The organism is Microbacterium pumilum, assembly GCF_039530225.1.
GTDB classification, from domain to species: domain Bacteria; phylum Actinomycetota; class Actinomycetes; order Actinomycetales; family Microbacteriaceae; genus Microbacterium; species Microbacterium pumilum.
This window is the reverse complement of sequence record NZ_BAAAOH010000001.1, coordinates 310,992-331,592: the sequence shown is the minus strand read 5'-3', so window position 1 is coordinate 331,592 and position 20,601 is coordinate 310,992. Positions and strand designations below refer to the sequence as shown.

17 protein-coding genes are annotated in these 20,601 nt (G+C 67.3%); 5 read left to right on the top strand and 12 right to left on the bottom strand.

Translation table 11 applies throughout. From position 1 onward, the window contains the following. Positions 1–2 precede the first annotated feature (2 nt). Complete coding sequence (locus ABD188_RS01530; RefSeq protein ID WP_344057857.1) at positions 3–647, bottom strand: hypothetical protein; 645 nt, start codon at positions 645–647, stop codon at positions 3–5. 225 nt (positions 648–872) lie between these two features. Between ABD188_RS01530 and phoA the strand changes: the two genes are divergently transcribed. Further along, positions 873–2,549 (top strand): alkaline phosphatase, encoded by a 1,677-nt coding sequence (gene phoA / locus ABD188_RS01525; protein ID WP_344057855.1) that lies wholly within the window; start codon positions 873–875, stop codon positions 2,547–2,549. A gap of 217 nt (positions 2,550–2,766) precedes the next feature. Next, entirely contained in the window at positions 2,767–3,765 is a 999-nt protein-coding gene (locus tag ABD188_RS01520) for a glycoside hydrolase family 43 protein (protein ID WP_344057853.1), read from the top strand. 16 nt (positions 3,766–3,781) lie between these two features. Here ABD188_RS01520 and ABD188_RS01515 read toward each other — a convergent pair whose 3' ends face one another. After that, positions 3,782–4,234 (bottom strand): pyridoxamine 5'-phosphate oxidase family protein, encoded by a 453-nt coding sequence (locus ABD188_RS01515; RefSeq protein ID WP_344057852.1) that lies wholly within the window; start codon positions 4,232–4,234, stop codon positions 3,782–3,784. Positions 4,235–4,414: 180 nt separating this feature from the next. Between ABD188_RS01515 and ABD188_RS01510 the strand changes: the two genes are divergently transcribed. Continuing rightward, complete coding sequence (locus tag ABD188_RS01510) at positions 4,415–5,365, top strand: CPBP family intramembrane glutamic endopeptidase (RefSeq protein ID WP_344057850.1); 951 nt, start codon at positions 4,415–4,417, stop codon at positions 5,363–5,365. Between the two features lie 56 nt (positions 5,366–5,421). On the opposite strand, the gene ABD188_RS01505 is transcribed toward ABD188_RS01510, so the two are convergent. The 6 genes from ABD188_RS01505 to ABD188_RS01480 all read right to left on the bottom strand — a co-directional run bounded on the left by ABD188_RS01505 (position 5,422) and on the right by ABD188_RS01480 (position 12,894). Then, entirely contained in the window at positions 5,422–5,916 is a 495-nt protein-coding gene (locus ABD188_RS01505; RefSeq protein ID WP_344057848.1) for a universal stress protein, read from the bottom strand. A gap of 60 nt (positions 5,917–5,976) precedes the next feature. Next, a complete protein-coding gene (locus ABD188_RS01500) occupies positions 5,977–8,826 on the bottom strand; it encodes a cation-translocating P-type ATPase (protein ID WP_344057846.1) in 2,850 nt (949 codons plus the stop codon). Between the two features lie 58 nt (positions 8,827–8,884). Next, complete coding sequence (locus ABD188_RS01495) at positions 8,885–10,843, bottom strand: heavy metal translocating P-type ATPase (RefSeq protein ID WP_344057845.1); 1,959 nt, start codon at positions 10,841–10,843, stop codon at positions 8,885–8,887. 108 nt (positions 10,844–10,951) lie between these two features. Continuing rightward, on the bottom strand, positions 10,952–11,440 hold the full coding sequence (locus tag ABD188_RS01490; protein WP_344057843.1) for a hypothetical protein: 489 nt from the start codon (positions 11,438–11,440) through the stop codon (positions 10,952–10,954). 15 nt (positions 11,441–11,455) lie between these two features. After that, complete coding sequence (locus ABD188_RS01485) at positions 11,456–11,980, bottom strand: flavodoxin family protein (protein WP_344057841.1); 525 nt, start codon at positions 11,978–11,980, stop codon at positions 11,456–11,458. A 101-nt stretch (positions 11,981–12,081) separates the two neighbouring features. After that, complete coding sequence (locus tag ABD188_RS01480; protein ID WP_344057838.1) at positions 12,082–12,894, bottom strand: universal stress protein; 813 nt, start codon at positions 12,892–12,894, stop codon at positions 12,082–12,084. A gap of 237 nt (positions 12,895–13,131) precedes the next feature. On the opposite strand from ABD188_RS01480, the gene ppsA reads away from it, so the two are divergent. Then, a complete protein-coding gene (ppsA, locus tag ABD188_RS01475; RefSeq protein WP_344057837.1) occupies positions 13,132–15,513 on the top strand; it encodes a phosphoenolpyruvate synthase in 2,382 nt (793 codons plus the stop codon). A 75-nt stretch (positions 15,514–15,588) separates the two neighbouring features. On the opposite strand, the gene ABD188_RS01470 is transcribed toward ppsA, so the two are convergent. Then, positions 15,589–16,341 carry an SDR family NAD(P)-dependent oxidoreductase gene (locus ABD188_RS01470; RefSeq protein WP_344057835.1) on the bottom strand — a complete coding sequence of 251 codons (753 nt, stop codon included), beginning with the start codon at positions 16,339–16,341 and terminating at the stop codon, positions 15,589–15,591. A 187-nt stretch (positions 16,342–16,528) separates the two neighbouring features. On the opposite strand from ABD188_RS01470, the gene ABD188_RS01465 reads away from it, so the two are divergent. Then, entirely contained in the window at positions 16,529–17,410 is an 882-nt protein-coding gene (locus ABD188_RS01465) for a universal stress protein (RefSeq protein WP_344057833.1), read from the top strand. 3 nt (positions 17,411–17,413) lie between these two features. Here the strand turns inward: ABD188_RS01465 and ABD188_RS01460 are convergent, their stop codons facing one another. The 3 genes from ABD188_RS01460 to ABD188_RS01450 all read right to left on the bottom strand — a co-directional run bounded on the left by ABD188_RS01460 (position 17,414) and on the right by ABD188_RS01450 (position 20,590). Continuing rightward, the gene (locus tag ABD188_RS01460; RefSeq protein WP_344057831.1) at positions 17,414–18,085 is read right to left on the bottom strand and encodes a response regulator; all 672 of its coding nucleotides are present in this window, start codon (positions 18,083–18,085) and stop codon (positions 17,414–17,416) included. Then, entirely contained in the window at positions 18,082–19,827 is a 1,746-nt protein-coding gene (locus tag ABD188_RS01455; protein WP_344057829.1) for a GAF domain-containing sensor histidine kinase, read from the bottom strand. Before ABD188_RS01455 ends, ABD188_RS01460 begins: the two co-directional genes overlap by 4 nt. A gap of 100 nt (positions 19,828–19,927) precedes the next feature. Then, entirely contained in the window at positions 19,928–20,590 is a 663-nt protein-coding gene (locus ABD188_RS01450) for a hypothetical protein (RefSeq protein WP_344057827.1), read from the bottom strand. Between the last annotated feature and the right edge of the window lie 11 nt (positions 20,591–20,601).

The following is a 20,601-nucleotide window of genomic DNA, read 5'->3' as shown; positions in this document are numbered from 1 at the left end:
CCTCAGGATGAGAGCAGCGCGATCAGCTGCGCCTTGGTGAAGCGGGAGAATCCGGTATGCCCGGCAGCTCGTGCGCGATCCCGCAGCTGCACCACGGTGAGCGACGAGAGGTCCTCCGACGGGGTCTCCGGGGCAGCCGCGGTGTGGGCCGGCTCGGGCGCGGGGGTGTCGTTCAGCGGCGGCTCGACGACGGTGTCATCGAGCGGAAGCACCGCCGCCGATTCCGACGAGTCGACCGTCGTGTCCTTCGCTCCAGCGGGGGTCGGCTCGGCTGCGGCGTTGCTCCCGGTCGTCCCCGCGGTGGTCCGGCGCTTCTTCGCGGCCATCTTCGTATGCTTCTTCGCGGCATCCTTCTGCTTCTTGATCGCCGCCGCCTTCGCTGCCGCGAGCTTGGCTTCGGCCTTGTCTGCAGCCTTCTCGACCCGGGCGATGGCGGCGACCGCCTTCTTCTCCACCTTCCTGGGATTCCGCGCCACGCGCTTCTTGGAAACCCGTGATGCGTCTTTCGTCTCGTCTGCCAGCGACCGCAGCTTCTTCGCGTCCTTCTTCGGAAGCGTCTTGCTCAGCCGCTTGGCATCCTTCGCGGCTTCCGCAGCTGCCTCCAGAGCCGCTTGGGCTGCCCGTGTCGCCTTCTTGGTCTTCGTCATCGTGGACCTTCCGATCAGCAGTCCCGAAGCGCACGAGATGTGCTCGCTCCCTGCGGGGAAAGGGTACAGGTGCAACAGGAGCGGATCACGAACGACTGCCTCAGGATGCGGTCGATTCGCGATCCGCATGTCGCCCATTCTTCCCTCGGCGTTCACGCAGATGTTGCCAGGGCGGAGTCTGCTGAAGGGGTTCACACCACTCCGACGAAAGCAGGGATGTCCCTCATGCAACCCGTTCACACCAAGCCGCGGCTGCGCACGATCGCGATCGCGACGGGCGCCGCGATCGTCGCCGCGAGCCTGGCCGGATCCGCCGCTGCCGTTGCCGTCTCTGCTGCCGGGCAATGGCAGCGCGAGCCCGGCGACAACACTCAGGCCGTCCGCACGGCGATCGAGGACGCCAAGGCCAAGAACGTCATCCTTCTCATCGGGGATGGGATGGGCGATTCCGAGATCACGATCGCGCGCAACTACGCGTACGGCGCGGCCGGCGAGCTGCCCGGCATCGACGCGCTGCCGCTGACCGGCTCGTACACCACGTACTCGGTGTACAAGGATGGCGCCGACAAGGGCAAGCCCGACTATGTCCCGGATTCGGCGGCCACCGGCACCGCGTGGGCGACCGGCTCGAAGACCTACGACAACGCGATCTCGGTCGACATCGACGGTCAAGCGCTCCCCACCATTCTCGAGATCGCGAAAGCCAACGGGTACCGCACCGGGGATGTCTCGACGGCCGAGATTCAGGATGCCACCCCGGCAGTGCAGGTCGCCCACGTCGCCGCCCGCTCCTGCTACGGGCCCGACAGCACGACGTGCGGTGCCGATGCGCTGGCCAGCGGAGGACTCGGCTCCATCTCGGAGCAGCTCCTCGGCACGCGCGCGGATGTCGTGCTCGGCGGCGGTCTGGCGAGCTTCCAGCAGACCGCGAAAGCCGGTCCGTGGGATGGCCAGACCCTTCTTGCGCAGGCCCAGTCGCGCGGCTACCAGGTCGTGACCGATGCGGCAGGGCTGGCCGGCGTTACGAAGGCCTCGCAGACCCGACCGGTGCTCGGTCTGTTCACACCGGGCAATTTCCCCACCCGCTACCTCTCGACGACAGCCGCGATCGGCGGGGCGGACACGCCGGTCACCTGTGCCGAGAATCCTGAGCGGCTGGACTCGTCCCTCTCACTCGCCGCGCTCACCACGAAGGCGATCGACCTGCTCAGTTCCGCAAAGAGCGGCAAGGGATTCTTCCTGCAGGTCGAGGGTGCGAGCATCGACAAGCGCGACCATGCGGCGGATGCCTGCGGGCAGATCGGCGAGACGATCGACCTCGATGAGGCGGTGCAGGCGGCGCTCGAGTTCGCGGCGGCGGATGGCAACACCCTTGTCCTCGTGACGGCCGACCACGGGCACTCCAGCCAGATCGTCGACGTCACACCGCCGACCTCGCTGTCCACCGCAGTGACCACCGCGGACGGAACCGTCATGAAGATCTCCTACGGAACGGCCGCCGCCGGTGGATCGCAGCAGCACACCGGAACCCAGGTGCGGATCGCCGGATTCGGCCCTGGCGCGGCCAACATCGTCGGGCTCACGGACCAGACCGACACGTTCTTCACCCTGTCGGAAGTGCTCGGGCTGAACCCCGATACGCGAGCGCTGAGCAGGAAGGCGAAGATCAGCAACCCCCAGCTGGTGCGCGGTGGCCAGAAGGTCACCATCTCCGGCTCCGGCTGGTACGGCGACCGCCAGGTCGCCGTCTCGTTCGGCAGCGAGACGAAGACGGTGGACGTCATCGACGGCACGGTCACCGCGTCGTTCACCGCGCCCAAGAGGACCACGACCGTGAAGGTCGACGTCTCGGGCGTGCAGAGCGGGGTTCGCAAGAACTCGGTCGTCGGGGTGAGGAAATAGCCGTCAAGAAGAAGTAGCGAAGCCGCACATCCCGAAGGCGGCGGGTGCCACGCTCGCCGCCTTCGGTTCGGTATCGGGGCTGGAGTCCCGGCGTATCGGACGGCTCAGCGCGGCATCCAGCCCCCAGCTCCGCAGCAGGGCGATGATGGGCGAGCGAGGATGGGAGACCCCGATCCTCTGCATCGAACCCCCTGTTCTCGCCGACCCGGAGTAGCCCGTGACCTTTGCCGACACATCCGTCCTCGCGGACTTCTGGGCGCATGATCCGTTCATTCTCGCCAACGGGCCGGATCGGACGTACTACCTCTACACGTCTTCTCCGGATGCTCCGGTCGTCACGGTGTACCGGAGTGCCGACCTCCGAAAATGGGTCGGCCCCACCACCGTGTTCACCATCCCCGAGGGAACGTGGGCGAACCCCGCCGAATCGCCCTGGGCGCCCGAGGTGCACGAGTTCGAGGGGCGCTTCTACCTCTTCACGACGCTGCACGACTCCACACGCGCTCTGCCGGTGGCATCGGATGGCACATCAGAGCTGTCTGCACGACATCGCGATGGACAGGTGTACGCACCTGTCACGCGGGGCACGGTGATCGGCGTCGCGTCTTCCCCGCTCGGCCCGTTCGAGCTGCTGGACCACGTCGGACCGGTCGCTCCGCGGGAGTTCATGACGCTCGACGGAACCCTGTACGTCGACGGGTCAGGTCAGCCGTGGATGGTCTACGCGCACGAGTGGGTGCAGCTGTTCGATGGCACGATCGAGGCGATCCGACTGGATGCCGGCCTCGTCCGGTCGGTCGGAAGTCCCATCCACCTCTTCCGTGGATCGGAGGCCAAGCACCTTCGTGAACGCACCCCGAGCGCGCTGTCGCCGGTGCCGTACGTCACAGACGGTCCGCAGCTGCGACGTCTGGCTGGTGGGGGACTGCTGATGCTCTGGGCGACCTACCGACGCACCGGAGCCACGGCGGAGTACGTCGAGACGATGGCGATCTCGCGTGGCGGTTCGATCGAGGGACCCTGGGAGCAGCTCGATGTGCTCGTTGACGGAAATGCCGGCCACGGGATGCTCTTCACCACGTTCGACGGAGCGCTCATGCTCGTGCTGCATCGCGGTATGGGGACGCCGCACGTTCGAGCCCAGTTGTTCGAGGTTGTGGAGGACGAGTCGGCCGGGCTCCGAGTGATCGAGGATCGCTCGGACCTGTACGCGTGATCGGCGAGCCGTCCCGTCACGTCCACGCGTCGTTCGCAGATGCAGCGTACCGGTCGGGCTCCGCACCGCGTTCGAACCTGACTCCCGTGATCGCGGTCGGGGTGATCTGCACCCAGCGGTACTTGAGGGTCGGAATCCACGGGACGAGCGGGAGTGTGTCGGCGGCGTCGATGTCGCGCTGCAACTCCAGACGCTTGGCGATCCCCTTCAGCACCACGCTCGCCGCGAACGAGTCGTCGTACTCGTCGACTTCGAACGCGACCTGCGGGTTGACGGTGAGTTCTGCGAGCTTCGAGCCAGGCGCCGTGCGGAACAGCACTCGCGGACCGTCGACCACATAATTCACCGGGAAGATGTCAGGCGTCCCATCGGGGCTCAGCGCAAGGCGGCCCAATTCGTGGCGCGCCAGCAGGTTCCAGCATTCCTCTTCGCCGAGCATTGAGACGACTGCGTCACCGGTCCCATACATGACGTCAGCTCCTTTCGTGTCGTTGGCCGTACCACGGCTCCGGCTCCAGTGAAACTCCTCGCTGTCGTCGGAGTGAGGCCGAAGGTCCCGTCGCACCGAAGAGCACGGGACCTTCGACCTTCTGTCGTGCTGGTCGGATGCCGGACCCTGGTTTCCGGTCGCGACGACGAGGAGGCGGCGATGAGACATGGCACGGGCGGCCTCGGCACCGCGGCCGCTCCTCCGCCCGCGGCCACGTGGACGCCGGCTCCGGCATCCACGCCGTGGGTGATCGGGGCGGCGTGGCTGACGACCCTGCTCGTCAGCACCGTGCCGGTCATCTTCTGGACGGAGCTCATCGGGCCCGCGCCGGCATGGCTGACGGTTGCTCAGATCACGGTCCCCGCAGTTCTGTTCGTCGTCACGCTCGTCTCTCGCCGGATGCGCCCGCTCTGGCGATTCAGCGTGGTGATGTGCCTGCTGCTCGTCCTGATCGCCGCCATGCCCGCTGTGGACCTCAGCATGCCATGGGTTCAAGGGCTGTTCGGAGCCACCGCATTCGATCAGCGCATGCAGGCCGAGCAGACCGTCAAGCTCCTCGCAGCGCTGCTGATGGTCGCCGCGCTTCTCCTGCTGGGTCTGAAGCCGAAGGACTTCTTCCTGCGCCTCGGGATGCTGACCGCTCCGATCCGGCCGGTCCCCGTGCTCGGCTTTCCCCACGCCGACTCCTGGCGTCGCTTCGGACTGATCTGGGGCTTCGGGATCACCGCCGCGCTCGGCATCGTCCAGTACTTCGTCGTGCGACCGACCGCAGCGGACTTCGCCGTCATCCTCCCGATGGTCCCGTCGATCATCTTCTACGCCGCCGTCAACGCCTTCACCGAGGAGATGACGTACCGGGCGCCGATGCTCGCGACTCTCGAGCCCGCGGTGGGGAGCAGCCATGCGCTGTGGCAGTCAGCAGTCCTCTTCGGCGTCGCCCACTACTTCGGCACCCCGGGAGGATTGCTGGGCGGCGTTCTGTCGATCTGCATGGGGTGGATCCTCGGCAAGGCGATGCTGGAGACGCGTGGCCTGTTCTGGGCGTGGTGGATCCACTTCCTCAGCGACATCGTCATCTTCGTCTTCATCGCAGTCGCTCTGGCGGCGTGACCGCCCGACGCCGGAGGCAGGTCCGCCGCCCAAGCGAGGACCGGGGAGATCGGCGGTCACGCGGTGGGAGTGAGCTCCGAATCGAGGCGTTCGGTGTCGGAGGCGTCTTCCTGCGACTTCATCGAATGCATGACCAGCACCGGGCAGTGAGCATGCTGCGTACAGGCGGTGCTCACAGATCCCAGCAGCAATCCCGCGAAGCCGCCCCGGCCGCGACTGCCGAGCACCAGCATCGACGCGGTCTCGCTCTTCTTGATGAGCACAGCCGCGGGGGGACCGGCGGCGATCTGCGTCGTGAGATTCTCCGGCTTACCCGAGGGGAAGGCCTCATGGATCGCGCGGGAGAGCGTGTCGGCAGCCTCGCCCTCGGGAGACCAGATCCCCGTCGGCAGCGTCTGATCGTAGGTGATGGGGAACTGCCAGGCGGTGATGGCTTCGATCGGCGCGTTGAAGACGTCTGCGAGCTCGGCGGCCTTGCGCAGCGCATCGATCGACGAGCGCGACCCGTCGACGCCGACGACGATCGGACGCTGGTTCGCACTGTTGTCCATGATTGGTGTCCTTTCGTTGTGGCTGGCCCCGCTCCCATGCCATCACTGCAGGTAGTGGCGTCACAGAGTCGAAAGTCCCGCTGGTTCGCCTGACCGTGGGCGCGATGCGACGCGTCGGGCGCTGTTGCGGGTGAGGCGGCCGATCTCGCGGAACGCGACGAAGATGACCGCAGCCAAGAGCACGAACGCCCAGTCGAGGGGTCCGAGGGGAGCGGTCTTGAACATCGCCTGCACCACGGGGACGTAGACGATGACGAGCATGATCGTCACGCCCACCGCGCACGCGAGCCAGTATGTCGGATTGGTGAAGATATAGCGGGTGAACAGCCCCCGCGCGCTCCGGCGCTGGGTGATGTTGAACAACTGGCAGACCAGCACCGTGACGTACGTGATCGTCGTCGCCTGTGCGATCAGCGCGGGGTCGACCGGCCCTGCGAAAGGGTCGGAGCCCGAACGATCGAAGAGCAGCAGGAAGTTGGCGATAGCCAGCACCCCGATGATCGCGCCGGCATAGAGCAGGTCGCGGATGCTGCGGACGTTGACGATGCGTGATTTCGGGTCGCGCGGTGCCTGTCTCATCACGCGGCCCTCTTCCGGGTCTCTGCCGAGGGCGGCGATGGGCAGCAGCTCGCCGAGCAGGTCGATCGCGAGAATCTGCATCACGTTGATGGCGAGTGGCAGTCCGGCGAAGGTCGCGAGAATCAGACTCGCGATGTTCACGACGAGCTCGGCGGCGTTGGACGTCAGGCAGCTGACCACGCCCTTGCTGATGTTCGCGTAGATCACGCGGCCCTGTTCGACGGCGCGCACCAGTGTCGAGAAGCTGTCGTCGAGCAGGACGATCTCCGCTGCCTCCTTTGCGACGTCGGTACCCGAAACGCCCATCGCCACGCCGATGTCGGCGTGCCGGAGCGCGGGCGCGTCGTTGATGCCGTCGCCCGTGACCGCGACGACCATGCCGGCTCGCTTGACGAGGTCGACGATGCGCGTCTTGTCGGTCGGATCGACACGGCTGAACACGGTGCCGCCGGCCAGTGCATGAGCAACGACGTCGTCGTCGCTCATGGCGCGCAGCTCCGCCTCGGTGACGACCGTGAGTCCGTTGTCGTCATCCAGCCCTGCCTGCCGTGCGATCACTTCGGCCGTGCGTGAGAAGTCGCCCGTGATGATGTTGACCTTTACTCGTGCACCCAGCGCTCGGCGCATCGCGTCCGGCACTTCGTCTCGAATCGGATCGACCATCGACACCAGACCGAGAAGGACCAGATCCCTCTCGACCGTGTTCGGATCGGTGGCGGCCACATCCTCGGCCGACGCGGCACGCGCGGCGTAGGCGAGGTTGCGCAGTCCGAGATCGGACCTGGCAAGGTGAACCCCGAGGAACGCCGCACGGTCCGCGTCCGTGATCGGACGCACCACCCCGTCGTCGTCGATGCGACGTGCCTTCGCGACGACCGACTCCGGCGCGCCCTTCACGTAGGCAGTCAACGTCCCGTCGGCTCGCTCTCGGATCGTGGTCATGAGTTTTCGGGCTGAGTCGAAGGGGAACTCCCGCACTTTGCTCTCGTCTGTCCGCTCCCGCGTCAGATCGACGCCGCACTTCGCGGCGACCGTCAGGAGCGCGCCCTCGGTGGGGTCTCCCAGAATGTGCCAGCCGGGATGACTCTCGTCAGGGGGAAGAAGGCGGGCGTTGCTGGCGAGCGCACCGACGCGCAGAAATCGGCGGAGGCGCTCGAGGTCACCTGTCCTGTCGACGGCCGAGCCCGAGGGCATCCGGTCGATCTCACCGGTGGGCTCATAGCCGGTGCCGCGCACGACATAGTTCCGGCCGCCCATGACGAGTTGGGTGACGGTCATCTCATTCTTCGTGAGTGTGCCGGTCTTGTCGGTGCAGATCACCTGCGTGGAGCCCAGTGTCTCGACGGCGCTGAGGCGCTTGACCAGGGCTTTGCGCTTGGCGAGGGCGGCCGCAGCCTGCGCCAGGGCGGTGTTGACCTCTGCGGGAAGGCCCTGCGGTATCACCGCGCTGGCGAACCCGATGGCGAAGAGCACCGCCGCGTGCAACGGCAGGTCGGCCCATACGGCCAGAACGAGAAGTACGAGTGCGAGGACGATGGCCGCGTACGTGATGATTCTGCCGATGTGCCCCATCTCGCGTTGCAGCGGACTCGTTGTCGGCGGTGCGGAATCGGCGAGCTGTGCGATGCGACCCAATTCAGTTGCGGTGCCCGTCGCAACCACGACGCCCATCGCCTCACCCGTCGCCACCGTCGTGCCCGCGTGCGCGGTGTTGTGCCGCTCTGCGACGATCACTTCGGTCACGATGGCGTGGGAGTACTTCTTGGTGGGGTCGCTTTCGCCGGTGAGCGCGAACTCGTTGGTCGAGAAGGCGCTCGTCTCGATCAAGCGGATGTCGGCCGGCACCGCTGCGCCTTCGGTGAGGCGGACGACATCCCCGACGACCAGCTCCGTCGAATCCAGTTCCGTGAGCCGGCCGTCGCGCATGACCTGAGTGAGCGAGAGGGACAGATGCTGCAACGCGTCCATGGTCTTGCCGGACCGATACTCCTGCAGGAATCCGATCGACGTGTTGATCAGCACGAGCAACACCAGCACGCCCGACGTCAGCGCGTCGCCGAGGTAGGCGGTGATCGCCGCACAGACCAGAAGCAGGACGATCATCCAGTCCTTGAACTGGCGAAGGTACCGCAGCACGAGAGGCGCGCTGTGCACCTGGACGATCACATTGTCGCCGTAGGTCGCGCGGTGCCGGTCGACCTCCTCGGTGGTGAGGCCGTCACGGCGAGTGGCGAATCGCGCGAGCGCCCCGTCCTCGCTGAGCAGATAGGCGTCTGTCGGCTGCGCCTCGTCGTCGCTGCGCAGGCTCTCGCGCGGTCTGTTCTTCGGCACGGTCACCTCGTTGCGATGCCCTCGCGTGTGCACACTTGGATCCGTCTCCCGCATCCGCTCATCGACTCCGGCTTGCGCGCAGCGCCCAGAGGATCGCGATCACGTCGATCGCCTCCTGCAGCCAAGCGCCCACGATCGCCGGAACCAGACCGAACGCGGCCAGGATCATGAGCACCACGCTGAGCCCGATGCCGATCCAAATGGCCTGCAACGCGATGTCGACAGTGCTGCGACCGATGGTGACCGCATGCGCAACGCGGGCGATGTCGTCGGGGAGGATCACGATGTCGGCTGCCTCGCTCGCCGCGGTCGCGCCCCGTGCGCCCATCGCGATCCCGATGTCGGCGGCCGCGAGCACGGGTGCGTCGTTGATGCCGTCTCCGACCATTGCGATCGGGTGCGTGATCGATCGCGAGATGAACTCGACCTTGTCGATCGGCAGGCAGTTCGCATGCACGTCCTCGATCCCCACCGCCTCCGCGACATGTTCAGCGGTCGCGCGGTCGTCGCCGGTGAGCATCGTCATGGACGCGACACCGTGCCGACGCAGACCCGCGAGCGTCGCGGCGGCATTGGGCCGCACTTCGTCTCGGAACACGAGGACGCCGGCGAAGGCGCCGTCGATCGCAGCGTAAACCGCCATCTCGCCGCGCAGCAGCGATGCCCGTTCTGTCTCCCGACCGGTGAGCTGCGCGATGTACGTGCGTTTGCCCACGGCGACGACATGCCCGCTCACCCGCGCGACCATGCCGCTCCCGGCAACCTCCGTCGCGTCGTCGGACTCGTCGAGAGCGATGCCGCGCTCGCTGGCACCTCGGACAGCCGCCCTCGCCAGCGTGTGGGTCGAGTTCGACTCGACGGAGGCGACGAGCTGGAGGAGCGTGTCCGAGCCGATTCCACCGTGACCGTGGACGCCGACGAGCGCCGGCTCTCCACGCGTGAGTGTTCCCGTCTTGTCGAACGCGATCGCGCGGACACGATGCAGCTTTTCAAGGGTCGCGCTGCTGCGGATGATGATTCCGTCTCGAGCGGCCCGGCTCATCCCGGCCATGAACGCCACCGGCGCGGCGATGATGAGCGGACAGGGTGTCGCCACGACCAGCACCTCTGCGAAACGGGCCGGGTCTCCCGACAGCCACCACGCGAGGCCGGCGATCCCGTAAGCGGCGAGTGCGAACGGCAGCGCGAATCGATCGGCGAGGCGCACTATGGGCGCCTTGCTCGCCGCTGCGCTTTCGACCAGCGCAACGATCTGCTGGTACTGACTGTCCTTCGCCGCGCGGGTGGCTTCGAGCACCACGGCGTCCGAGCCGTTGATGCTGCCGCTCAGCACGGCGTCGCCTGCGATCTTCTCCACGGGCAGGCTCTCACCGGTCAGCGACGACTCGTCGAAGAGGCCGGCCTCATCGACGAGCGCTCCGTCGACGGGCACGACTTCGTTGGCACGAACGAGGACGTGTTCGCCCGGTACGACAGCGCTGACGTCGACGTCCCGCATGGTCCCGTCGGGTTGCACGAGATGCGCGGTCTGCGGGTTGCGCGCAAGCAGGAGGGAGAGATCGCGCTGTGCGCGATGGGCTGCGTACTCTTCGAGCGCCTGCCCGGTGGTGAGCATCAGCACGATCACCAGCGCCGCCCAGACTTCCCCGACGAGCACCGCCGCGACGATCGCGGTCACCGCGATGACGTCCACTCCGAAGGTGCCGTTGCGCAATTCGCGCACCATCGCCCAGGCGGAACGTCCCGCCATCATGACGACGTAGGCGATGAGCAGCACCTCGCCCGTCGCCCCCCAGGGAGTGACGGCGACCGCGCCCGCCACCGCTGCCACGGCGATCGTGCCCGCCACCCAGGGGAACCGCCGGATCAGTGATGTCGCCCACGCCCACGTCGTGCCGATGCGACCGATCGTGTTCGACGCCCTGAGCGGCTGCGGTGAGCCGGCAGGCTGTTCGGACTTGGCGGCAAGGGCGCCGTCGGCATCCACTCCGGCCCTTTCGCGTGCGTCGCCGGTCATGATGCGCGAGGCCAGGACGTTCGGCGAAGGCTTACGGCGAACGGTGTGGACGCATCCGCGGCGCGGGGCGCACGCAGCACTGACGGTCCCATCGCAGTGTCAGCTCGCTCAGTGCGGTCGCACGGGTGGAGCGACTCGCAGGATGCCCAAGGCGAGCATGACGACCGCCACCTCAGCCAGACCGAACCCGAAGTACAGCACTTGAAGGAAGCTGAAGGGGATGAAGACCATCTGCACGAACACCCAGATGAGCAGCGCAGTGCCGGCAACCCCAGCACCCATGAGAATCCACTCACTCTGCCGCAGGGCGAGCACGAATGCCAGCGCGTGGACACCGCCGACGACGACGGCGAGGATCAGACCCGGCACGAGGTAGCTCGAGAACGGGGTGCCTGCGAGATAGTCGGCGGGAGGATTCAGCACCGTCGCGAGCTCTGGCCTGAGCGATCCGAGGATGAGGGCGACTCCGCCCGCGACGGCGGTGACGGCGACGAGCCCCTCGAGGATGAGCAGCCCGACGCGAGTCGACCGCGCCGTCGTGGCGCGGTGTCGATGTTGCGCTCCGGTGGCTCGCGTACCCGGGAAAGAGACGTCCACTGCGTGTCCTTTGCGCTAGGAGGTCGGGACGGGGACCAGGCCGGCGGCCCACTCGCGTGCGCGCGCCACCTCATCGTCGACGAGGTGGTTGTGCAGGTCGACGAGGAACGCCTCGTGGGCATCGACGTGCGCGCCGTGCCGCCGGAGTCGCTTGGCGATGGCCGTACCGGCGTCGCCCGCGAAGATGCGCGGGATCGCCGCCCGTGTCGAGAAGACGGCGAACCGAGGGCTCCCGGCCAGCTTGATGCCGTCGAGCCACTCCCTCACGCCGGAGTCGCCGGCGGTGGGCTCGAGCACCAGGTCCGCCGCAGGATCCGCTGCCCACTCGGCGGCGTCGACCCGTGATTCCGGCCGCGGCAGGCCGTGCGCGTGGGTGGGCGCCCCGACGACGATGAGCGAGAAGTCGCTGAGGTCGGACGGGGCCGCCGCCGCCGGTGCAAGGGTGGTGCTGGTGCCTGCGGACTCCAGCGCTTCGGCGATTGCCTCGGCGATGCTGCGGGTGTTGCCGAACATGGACTCGTACACGATCAGTGCGTTCATCATGTGCTCCTTCCGAGCTGATGTCGACGAGTCTTGTCCGCCGTCTGCCTGGCGGATGGGCCGAACGTCCTACCGGATCTCGCAGCCCTGACCGCCGCGCGTCAACTTCCGGACGACGTCGCGGGCACGACGCATACCGGGCTGAGGGAGCTCGCCAGCACGTCCTGGCACACGGATCCCAAGATCGCCGACTCGAGGAGTCCGCGTTGATGAGTGCCCAAGACGATCAGCGATGAGCGCGCGGATCGCGCGACGAGTGCCGACGAGGGGCTGTCTTGCACGAGACTCTTCTCGAGGGTCAGGGCAGGATGCTCGTCGGCGATCGCCTCGCCCGCCCGATCGAGCACCTCTCGGTGCGCATCCTTGACGTGGGTCGGCGAGGCCAACAGGGCGCCCGCACCCTCCGTCGTCGGAATGGGCATCTGCCAGGCGTGCAGGAGGCTCAGCGAACCGCCCGATGCCTCAGCTTCGATTGCGGCGAAAGGCACCGCCGCCGACGACGAGTGGTCGTCATCGACGCCCACGACGACCGGCCCGTCGTTGACCGTCCACTCGTTCGGCACCACGACGGTGGGAACGTGCGAGCGTGAGACCGTGCGCACGGGCAGCCATCCGGTCAGCGCGGATCTGACCGGCCGCCGACGCCGCGCCCCGATGACCAGCAGGTCCGCGTCTTCGGCGGCCCGAAGGAGGGAGTCCGGCATGCGACCTGACAGCCGCCTCCAGATCACGTCGGCATCCGCGGCGCGATCGGTGATCCGCTGCTCGGCGTCGCGGATGACCATGTCGGGAACGTGATCTCCGATGGTCACGATCTCGATGCGGCATGCGCCGCGCGCCGCTCGTTCTGCGACCCAGTCCAGGGCGACCAACGAGGGTTCGGTTCCGTCGAACCCCAACACGATGTGCTCCATGCGACACTCCTCGGGTCGGCAACGCTGCGGTGAACGTGCGCTTCCCGAACATAGGCGGATTGCGGCATCGCAGCCGGGTCCAAGGTCCCGCGCGCTCGACCGCCTGCGGCGCGCCGGCTGTCATCCGTGAGACCAGACGATGCGTGGGACCTTCGGCCCTGCACGCGTCGAGTTCGACGCGGAGCATTGCCTCATCAAAGGCGCTGTTCGCGCTCCTGATGGAAAGAGACGATCGAGATGCCAAATCTGCTGTGGTTCCGCGACATCACCATGTCCGACCTTCCGCAAGTCGGGGGTAAGAACGCCTCGCTCGGCGAGATGGTCTCACGGGTGCATGGTGTCGGGGTCCGCGTTCCCGGCGGCTTCGCCACCACCGCGGATGCGTATCGCGCCTTCCTCTCTCACGGAGACCTCGCGGCACGGATCAGAGGCGAGCTGGCGGAGCTCGACACCGGCGATGTCCGCAACCTCGCTGACGTCGCCGCCCGCATCCGGACCTGGATCGAGGGTCAGCCGTTCCCCGGTGGCCTCCACGACGACATCCGCTCCGCGTACGAGACGCTGGTGGCAGAGCAGGATCATCCCGACCAGGTGACGTGGGCGGTGCGATCGTCAGCGACTGCGGAGGACCTGCCCGACGCTTCGTTCGCGGGTCAACAGGAGACGTTCCTCAACATCGCCGGCATCGACAATGTGCTGGAGGCCATCCGAGGCGTATTCGCGTCGCTGTACACCGACCGCGCCCTCGTGTATCGAGCGCAGCGAGGGTTCGACGTCGACGACATCGCAATCTCGGCGGGCGTGCAGCTCATGGTCCGATCCGACATCGGTGCGTCCGGCGTGATGTTCACGATCGACACCGAATCGGGTTTCGACCAGGTCGTCTTCATCACGAGTGCCTATGGCCTCGGAGAAACCGTGGTCCAGGGCTCGGTGAATCCTGACGAGTTCTATGTCTACAAGCCTGCGCTGCGTGCGGGTCGACCCGCGATCCTCAAGCGCGAGCTGGGCACCAAGGCCGTGGCCCTCCGATACGCGACGGGCACGCGCATCGGTGACAGCACCGTGCTCACCGATGTCGATGCGCGGGACCGTGAACGTTTCAGCATCACCGATGGCGAGGTCGAGGAACTCGCACGGTGCGCCGTCGCGATCGAGGCGCACTATCTGCGGCCGATGGACATCGAGTGGGCTCGTGATGGACTCGACGGCAAGCTCTACATCGTGCAAGCTCGCCCGGAGACGGTGGTGACCCGCCGAGACAAGAGCGTGCTCCGCCGATTCGTGCTGCGGGCACGGGGTGACGTGCTTGCCTCCGGTCGGGCAGTCGGCGAGAAGATCGGGGCCGGACCAGTGCGCGTGATGCACGATCTCACGCTGATGCATCTCTTCCAGCCGGGCGACGTGCTGGTGGCGGATCGGACGGACCCCGACTGGGAGCCGATCATGAAGAAGGCCTCCGCCATCGTGACCGACAGCGGGGGACGAACCTGCCACGCCGCGATCGTCGCGCGCGAACTGGGCATCCCCGCCGTCGTGGGAACCGGTACCGGCACGCAAGACCTGGCCGACGGGACCAGCGTGACGATCTCATGCGCGGAGGGTGAGGACGGGCTCGTGTACCGCGGCATCCTCGACTATGCGATCGACGAGACGCCGCTGGGCAGTCTGCCGGAGATTCCCGTTGCCCTGATGCTCAACGTGGCCGTCCCCGACCAGGCGTTCACGCTCTCTCAGCTGCCGAATCAGGGCGTCGGCCTCGCCCGCCTGGAATTCATCATCAATCGGGCGATCGGCATCCATCCCCGCGCGCTCGCGGAGTTCGACACGCTGCCCGAGCCGCTCAAGTCCGAAGTCGCGCGTCGAACCGCCGCCTATCCCTCGCCCCGCGAGTTCTTCGTCCAGCGCGTCGCTGAGGGGGTCTCGACGATCGCCGCAGCATTCGCACCGAAGCCGGTCATCGTTCGAATGAGCGACTTCAAGACGAACGAGTACGCCGGTCTGCTGGGCGGCGACCTCTTCGAACCGCACGAAGAGAATCCCATGCTCGGATGGCGCGGTGCCTCGCGGTACACGACGCCGAGCTTCCGAGCATGCTTCGACATGGAATGCGAAGCGCTGCGGCACGTCCGCGATGGGATGGGCCTCACGAACCTCAAGGTCATGGTTCCGTTCGTCCGGACGGTCTCCGAGGCCGCTGCCGCCGTCGCACTGCTGGGCGAGAACGGCCTCCGCCGAGGCGAGAACGGCCTCGAGGTGATCATGATGTGCGAGATCCCTTCCAACGCGCTGCTGGCGGATGCGTTCCTCGATCACTTCGACGGATTCTCCATCGGCTCCAACGATCTCACCCAGTTGACGCTGGGTGTGGACCGGGACTCGTCGCTGGTGGCCGGATCGTTCGACGAACGCGATCCCGCCGTGCTCGCCCTTCTCGAGCAGGCCATCGAGGCGTGCACGCGAAGGGGCAAGTACATCGGCATCTGCGGGCAGGGTCCGTCGGATCACCCGGATCTCGCCGAGTGGCTTCTCAAGCGCGGCATCGAGTCGATGTCGCTGAACGCCGACGCTCTCGTCGCGACCTGGCTGCGCCTGGGTGCGATCGCCGAGAAGGTCTAGCGAAGGCGACCGGCTCTCGGTCTGTGCGGAAAGCCCGGCCCAGCGGGCCGGGCTTTCGGGACTGCGGTGCGGACGTCAGATCGAGGCCCAGCCACCGTCGACCGCGAGGATCGCGCCTGAGACGTTGGACGCGTCGTCGCTGAGCAGCCACGTGATCGCCGCTGCGAGCTCCTCGGGGCGCGCGACCGGCGGGATGTTGGTCTGGAAGAGAGGACCGAGGCGCTGCCCCGCCCATTCGGACCGGAACGGCGCCTCGATGCTGGTCGCCACCGGCCCTGGGGCGACGGCGTTGCATCGGACGCCTTTCGGCGTGTAGAAGAAGGCTGTGCTGGTCGTGAAGCCGTTCACGGCGTGCTTCGACGTCGTGTACGGCGTGCCGGCGGCGGAGCCGCGCTGACCGGCCTCAGAGCCGACGTTGACGATGCTGCCGGCTCCCCGGTCGAGCATGCTCGGGAGCACCGCTCGAGTCAGTCGCATCATCGCCGTGAGATTTACCGCGAGCACGCGGTCCCACGTCTCATCGGCGATCTCCGCGGTCGGTTCGAACCCGTCCATGATCCCGGCGACGTTCGCCAGGCCGTCGATTCTCGGCCCGGCTGCCTCGAGGATTCGATCCGTCGAGGCAGGCTCGGTGATATCGGCGACGACCGCCGTGATATCGCCCTGCACTTCATCGGTCAGCAGCGCCAGTCTCTCGGAGAACACGTCGACCGCGATCACGCGGGCACCCTCCGCCACGAGGCGCTCGACCGTGGCTCGTCCGATTCCCGCGCCACCGCCGGTGACGATCACAGTACATCCGGCAAAACGGTGTGCGACGAAAGACATTGGGTGCCCCTTTTCTTCTCTTCTGTGCGGCAAGTCCATCGCCGTCCGCGCTGCCGCGACGGGGCTTTGGTCCCGCGCGCCCGGGCCTGCGAATCGGACGCGGGACCTTCGACCCAGCCACCGCTCGCGGCCGTGCTTACGGTCTGTGAGAGGCGTCTTTTGCCCACCACGCAAAGGAGGGGCGGCGATGGAACGCATTGTCCTCGCCTACGACGGAAGCCCCGCCGCGGTGTCCGCCCTGAGCTGGACCGCGACCCGAGCAACGCGCGGACCGACCAGCGTGGATGTGGTCGTCGACATCCCCCCATGGACGAAGGATCGCGTTCCGGGAACGGAGCGTTTCATCGATCCGGAGGTAGTGCTTCGGGATCGGCTGCCTGGGCTGGAGGTCGGGTTGCACCGCCTCGACGGAGAGGTCACCGAGTCGATCGCGCGAGCTGCGAACAACGCGGATCTCGTCGTGGTCGGGATAAACCCGGGCCACCCCATTCGGGCCGCCGCAACGGGTTGGATCCCGCTGGGGTTGAGCACCCTTGCCGCTGCACCGGTCTGCATGATCCCGGTCGGGTGGACCGAAGGGAACGACCCTGTCACGGTGGGGATCGCAGATGACTATTCTTCGGATGCTGCGCTGAGATTCGCAGTCGCCGAAGCGACGTCGATGGCGACCGGCCTGCGTCTTGTCCATTCGTGGCTGATGCCCGGCCCGACCTTCGACACTCCCGCCGCACTCACGCTGCGCCCGGAGGCCGTGATCGACGATCACCGGCACAGACTCGATGCGGCCGTTCAATTGGTTCGCGAGGAAGTGCCGACCCAGCTCATCCAGAGCGAACTGATCCGCGACAGCCGTTCGGCCGCGCTCCTGCGCTTCGTATCGAGATCGTCGTTGCTCGTGATGGGCACCCATCGCAGAGGAGCGCTGATCGGCAGCCTGCTCGGATCGGTCGCGCAAGAGATCCTCTGGCGCGCAGAGTGTCCGATCTGCGTCGTCCCAACCGAGCGGACACGCATCGCTTCCGTGGGAGTCTCGGCAGCTTCGCCGGTCTCGGTGGACTCAGGAGAATGAGGATTAGCCCACGTCATCTTCACGGAGCGGCGACGTCGACCGCTCCGGGCTGGAGTGTTCGAGCTGAAAGATCGCAGCCTGCGTCCTGCGCTCCAGCCCGAGCTTGTTGAGCAGCGAAGAGACGTAGTTCTTCACGGTCTTCTCGGCGATGCCGAGCTGCACCCCGATCTGGCGATTGGTCAGCCCGTCTGCGATCAGCTTGAGGATCTGGCGTTCCCGCAGGCCGAGCGAACCCAGTCGCGGATCCTCGGCCGCGCGATCATGCATGCGCGCCCTCGCCTGGCGCACAGCGCTTGCATCAAGGATGGTGTGCCCGTTTGCGACCGCCCGGATCGCATCCACCAGGCGCGACCCGCCGATGTCCTTCAGCACGTAGCCCGCGGCACCCGCGAGCACGGCCGAGGACACGGCAGTGTCGTCGTCATACGCCGTCAGGATCAGACAGGCGACGGAGGGCACGCGTGAGCGCACGTCCCGGCACACGTCTATGCCGCTGCCGTCAGGCAGTCGCACATCCAGCACCGCGACGTCTGGACGGGTCGCTTCGATGCGGCCCAAGGACTGCCTCGCGGTGGCGGCTTCACCCACCACATCCATATCGGGCTGCGCGCTCACAAGCCCGGCGAGACCGCGACGGACGATCTCATGATCGTCGACGAGGAACACTCTGATCATGCCTTCTCCTCCGAGACGGTTTCCGATGAAGACACCGGCGGGTCGGATGAGGCGACCATTGCCGTCCAGCGAGCAGTCGTGCCGCCGTCTGTCGACTCGACGATGAACGAGCCGTGTCGGTTCGTCGCGCGGTCGCGGAGGTTGTTCAATCCGCTTCTGGGTGAGTCGGGCGCGATTCCCACGCCGTCGTCCTGGACCTCGACCGAGACGGCTCCGTCCGAGACTCCCACCTCGAGGGAGATGTGGTCGGCGTGGCCGTGTCGGGCGGCGTTGCTCAGGAGCTCGCGTGCCACCGCGACGACGTCGGTGGCGAGGTCATCGCGAACCGTGAGGTCGACGGGTCCGCTGAACCGTATCGCCGGCGGTCGACGGGTGACACCCGACGTCTCGCTGATGACGTCGAGCAGACGGTGGCGCACCGAGGCCTCGTCACGATGGGAGAGCGCGAAGATCACGGTCCGGATCTGCGCGATGGCGTCGTCGAGCTGATCGATGGTCTCGCCCAGGCTGTCTGCGTCCGGTCCCGGTCCGAGCCGACCGGCAAGCGCCTGCAGGCCGAGCCCTGCTCCGAAGAGCTGTTGGATGACGTGATCGTGCAGGTCACGCGCGATGCGACGCCGATCATCCGCGAGCATGGCTCGCCGGGCCTCTTCACCCGCGCGCGCAAGCTCGAGCGCGATGCTCGCACGTGAGGCGAGGTCAGCCGCGCCGTCGATCTCTGCGGAGGAGAACCGCAGCGCGTCGGGGTCGCGTGCGATGCAGAGGACGCCCCAGAACTGTGCACGCGTCCGCAGCGGAACGGCCATGACGGGACCGCTCACGCCGTTGCGAGAGATGAGCAGGGGATCGTGCGCGGAGTAGGGCTTCTTCGGCTGCGAGTGCGGCCCTGCATCCTCGAGCACGGCTCCGGCGAACACGGCGGCCGGGTCCAGGGTCGTTCCGCGCAGGGTCGACTCTGCTCTGCCGGTGGCGGCAGCCACGCGGAACTGCCCATCGTGCGGGTTCAGCAGGAGGACCGCAAGCTGGTCTGCGTGGGCGACGTCGCGGACTCTGGTGACGAGGAGATCCAGTGCCGTGTCCGTGGAGTTGGAGGTGATGGCGGCGGACAGCTCTGCGGCGGCGGTCACCCACCGCGCGCCCGTTTCTGCGTCGGTCAGCAGGCGCGCGTTCTCGATCGCGAACCCGGCCGTGGCCGCAAGGGCCTCCACGAGCTGCACGTCCTCATCGCTGAAGGTGCCGTTGCGGTGATTCGTGAGATACAGGTTGCCGAACACCTCACCGCGCACCCGGACGGGGACTCCGAGAAACGATTCCATCGGAGGATGATGCGGCGGAAAGCCGGACGTGCGAGGATCATCCGCAATCCGAGCGAGTCGAATCGGGTGGGGATCGGTGATGAGCGCGCCCAGGAGACCCCGCCCCTCGGGCAGATGCCCGATCGCGGCCGCCTCCTGCTCGCCCAGGCCCACGTAGATGAACTGCTCCAGCGCGTCGCGTTCGGGATTGATGACTCCCATCGCCCCGTACTGTGCGCCGACCAGCTCGGTCGCGCCCTCGACGATGCTGCGAAGCACGAGACCGAGGTCGCTCTGCTCGACGACCGCTTGGGTGGCGCGCAACAGCGCGCGCAGTCGGCCCTGAGCGCGAAGCACTCGCTCGCTCTGCGTGAGCAGAGAAGCGATCGCCTCTTCGAGGTCCGAGCGCGGTCCGTCGGGAAACGAGAGCGAGCCGGGTTCGGCCACGGTGGTCCTCCGTCACAGCCGTTGAGGCAAATCTAGGACCGCGGCGCCGCATGCGCCAGCGCGTCGTGAACCGAACGCTCCGCCGCGGGATGGGTCGAGGTCAGGGTGCACGCCCGTCGGAGCGCTCGCGCCCAGGCGCCTTGGCGTCCGTGAGGCCGGCCATGAACAGGATGCTCACCCCGCCGAGCGCAGCTCCCGCGATCAGACCGGTCATCGCCGCGGTCACGACCACGCTCGGCGTGCTCCAGGACGCGTCGGGCAGCGTCGCCCCGGCGAAGATGACGACCATGGTCGGCATCCACGCGAGGGTGCTGATCGGAATCCACCGCCACGGGTGAGGCACCGCGCGGACGAGAACTGCCGCCTGAGCGACGCCCATCAGCGCTCCCATCGCGGCGCCAAGGCCGGCCGACGCCAAGAGGATCACGAACACGGGTGGAGGAGCGCCGGAGTCGTCGCCGAGCGCAGCGGGCGCGGAAGCGAGCGCCCATCCCACGCCTGCGACTGCGGTTGTGATCAGCGTCCACCACAGGCGCGAGAGACCCGGAAACCGCCTGGCCAGCCAGGCGGACTGCAGCAGGCCGAGAGCAACGCCTTCAACCAGACCCCCGATGACGATGATGATGAGACCGATCGACGCAGGGATGTCGTCGGCGACTCGCGCCGCAATGGCGGACGCGGTCATTCCGATGGCTTCCGCCGCTGCGCAGGATCCGATCCAGGCCAGCGGAGCGGCGGTGGTTCGAGCTGGAGTGAGGCTCACGCTCTGCCAGC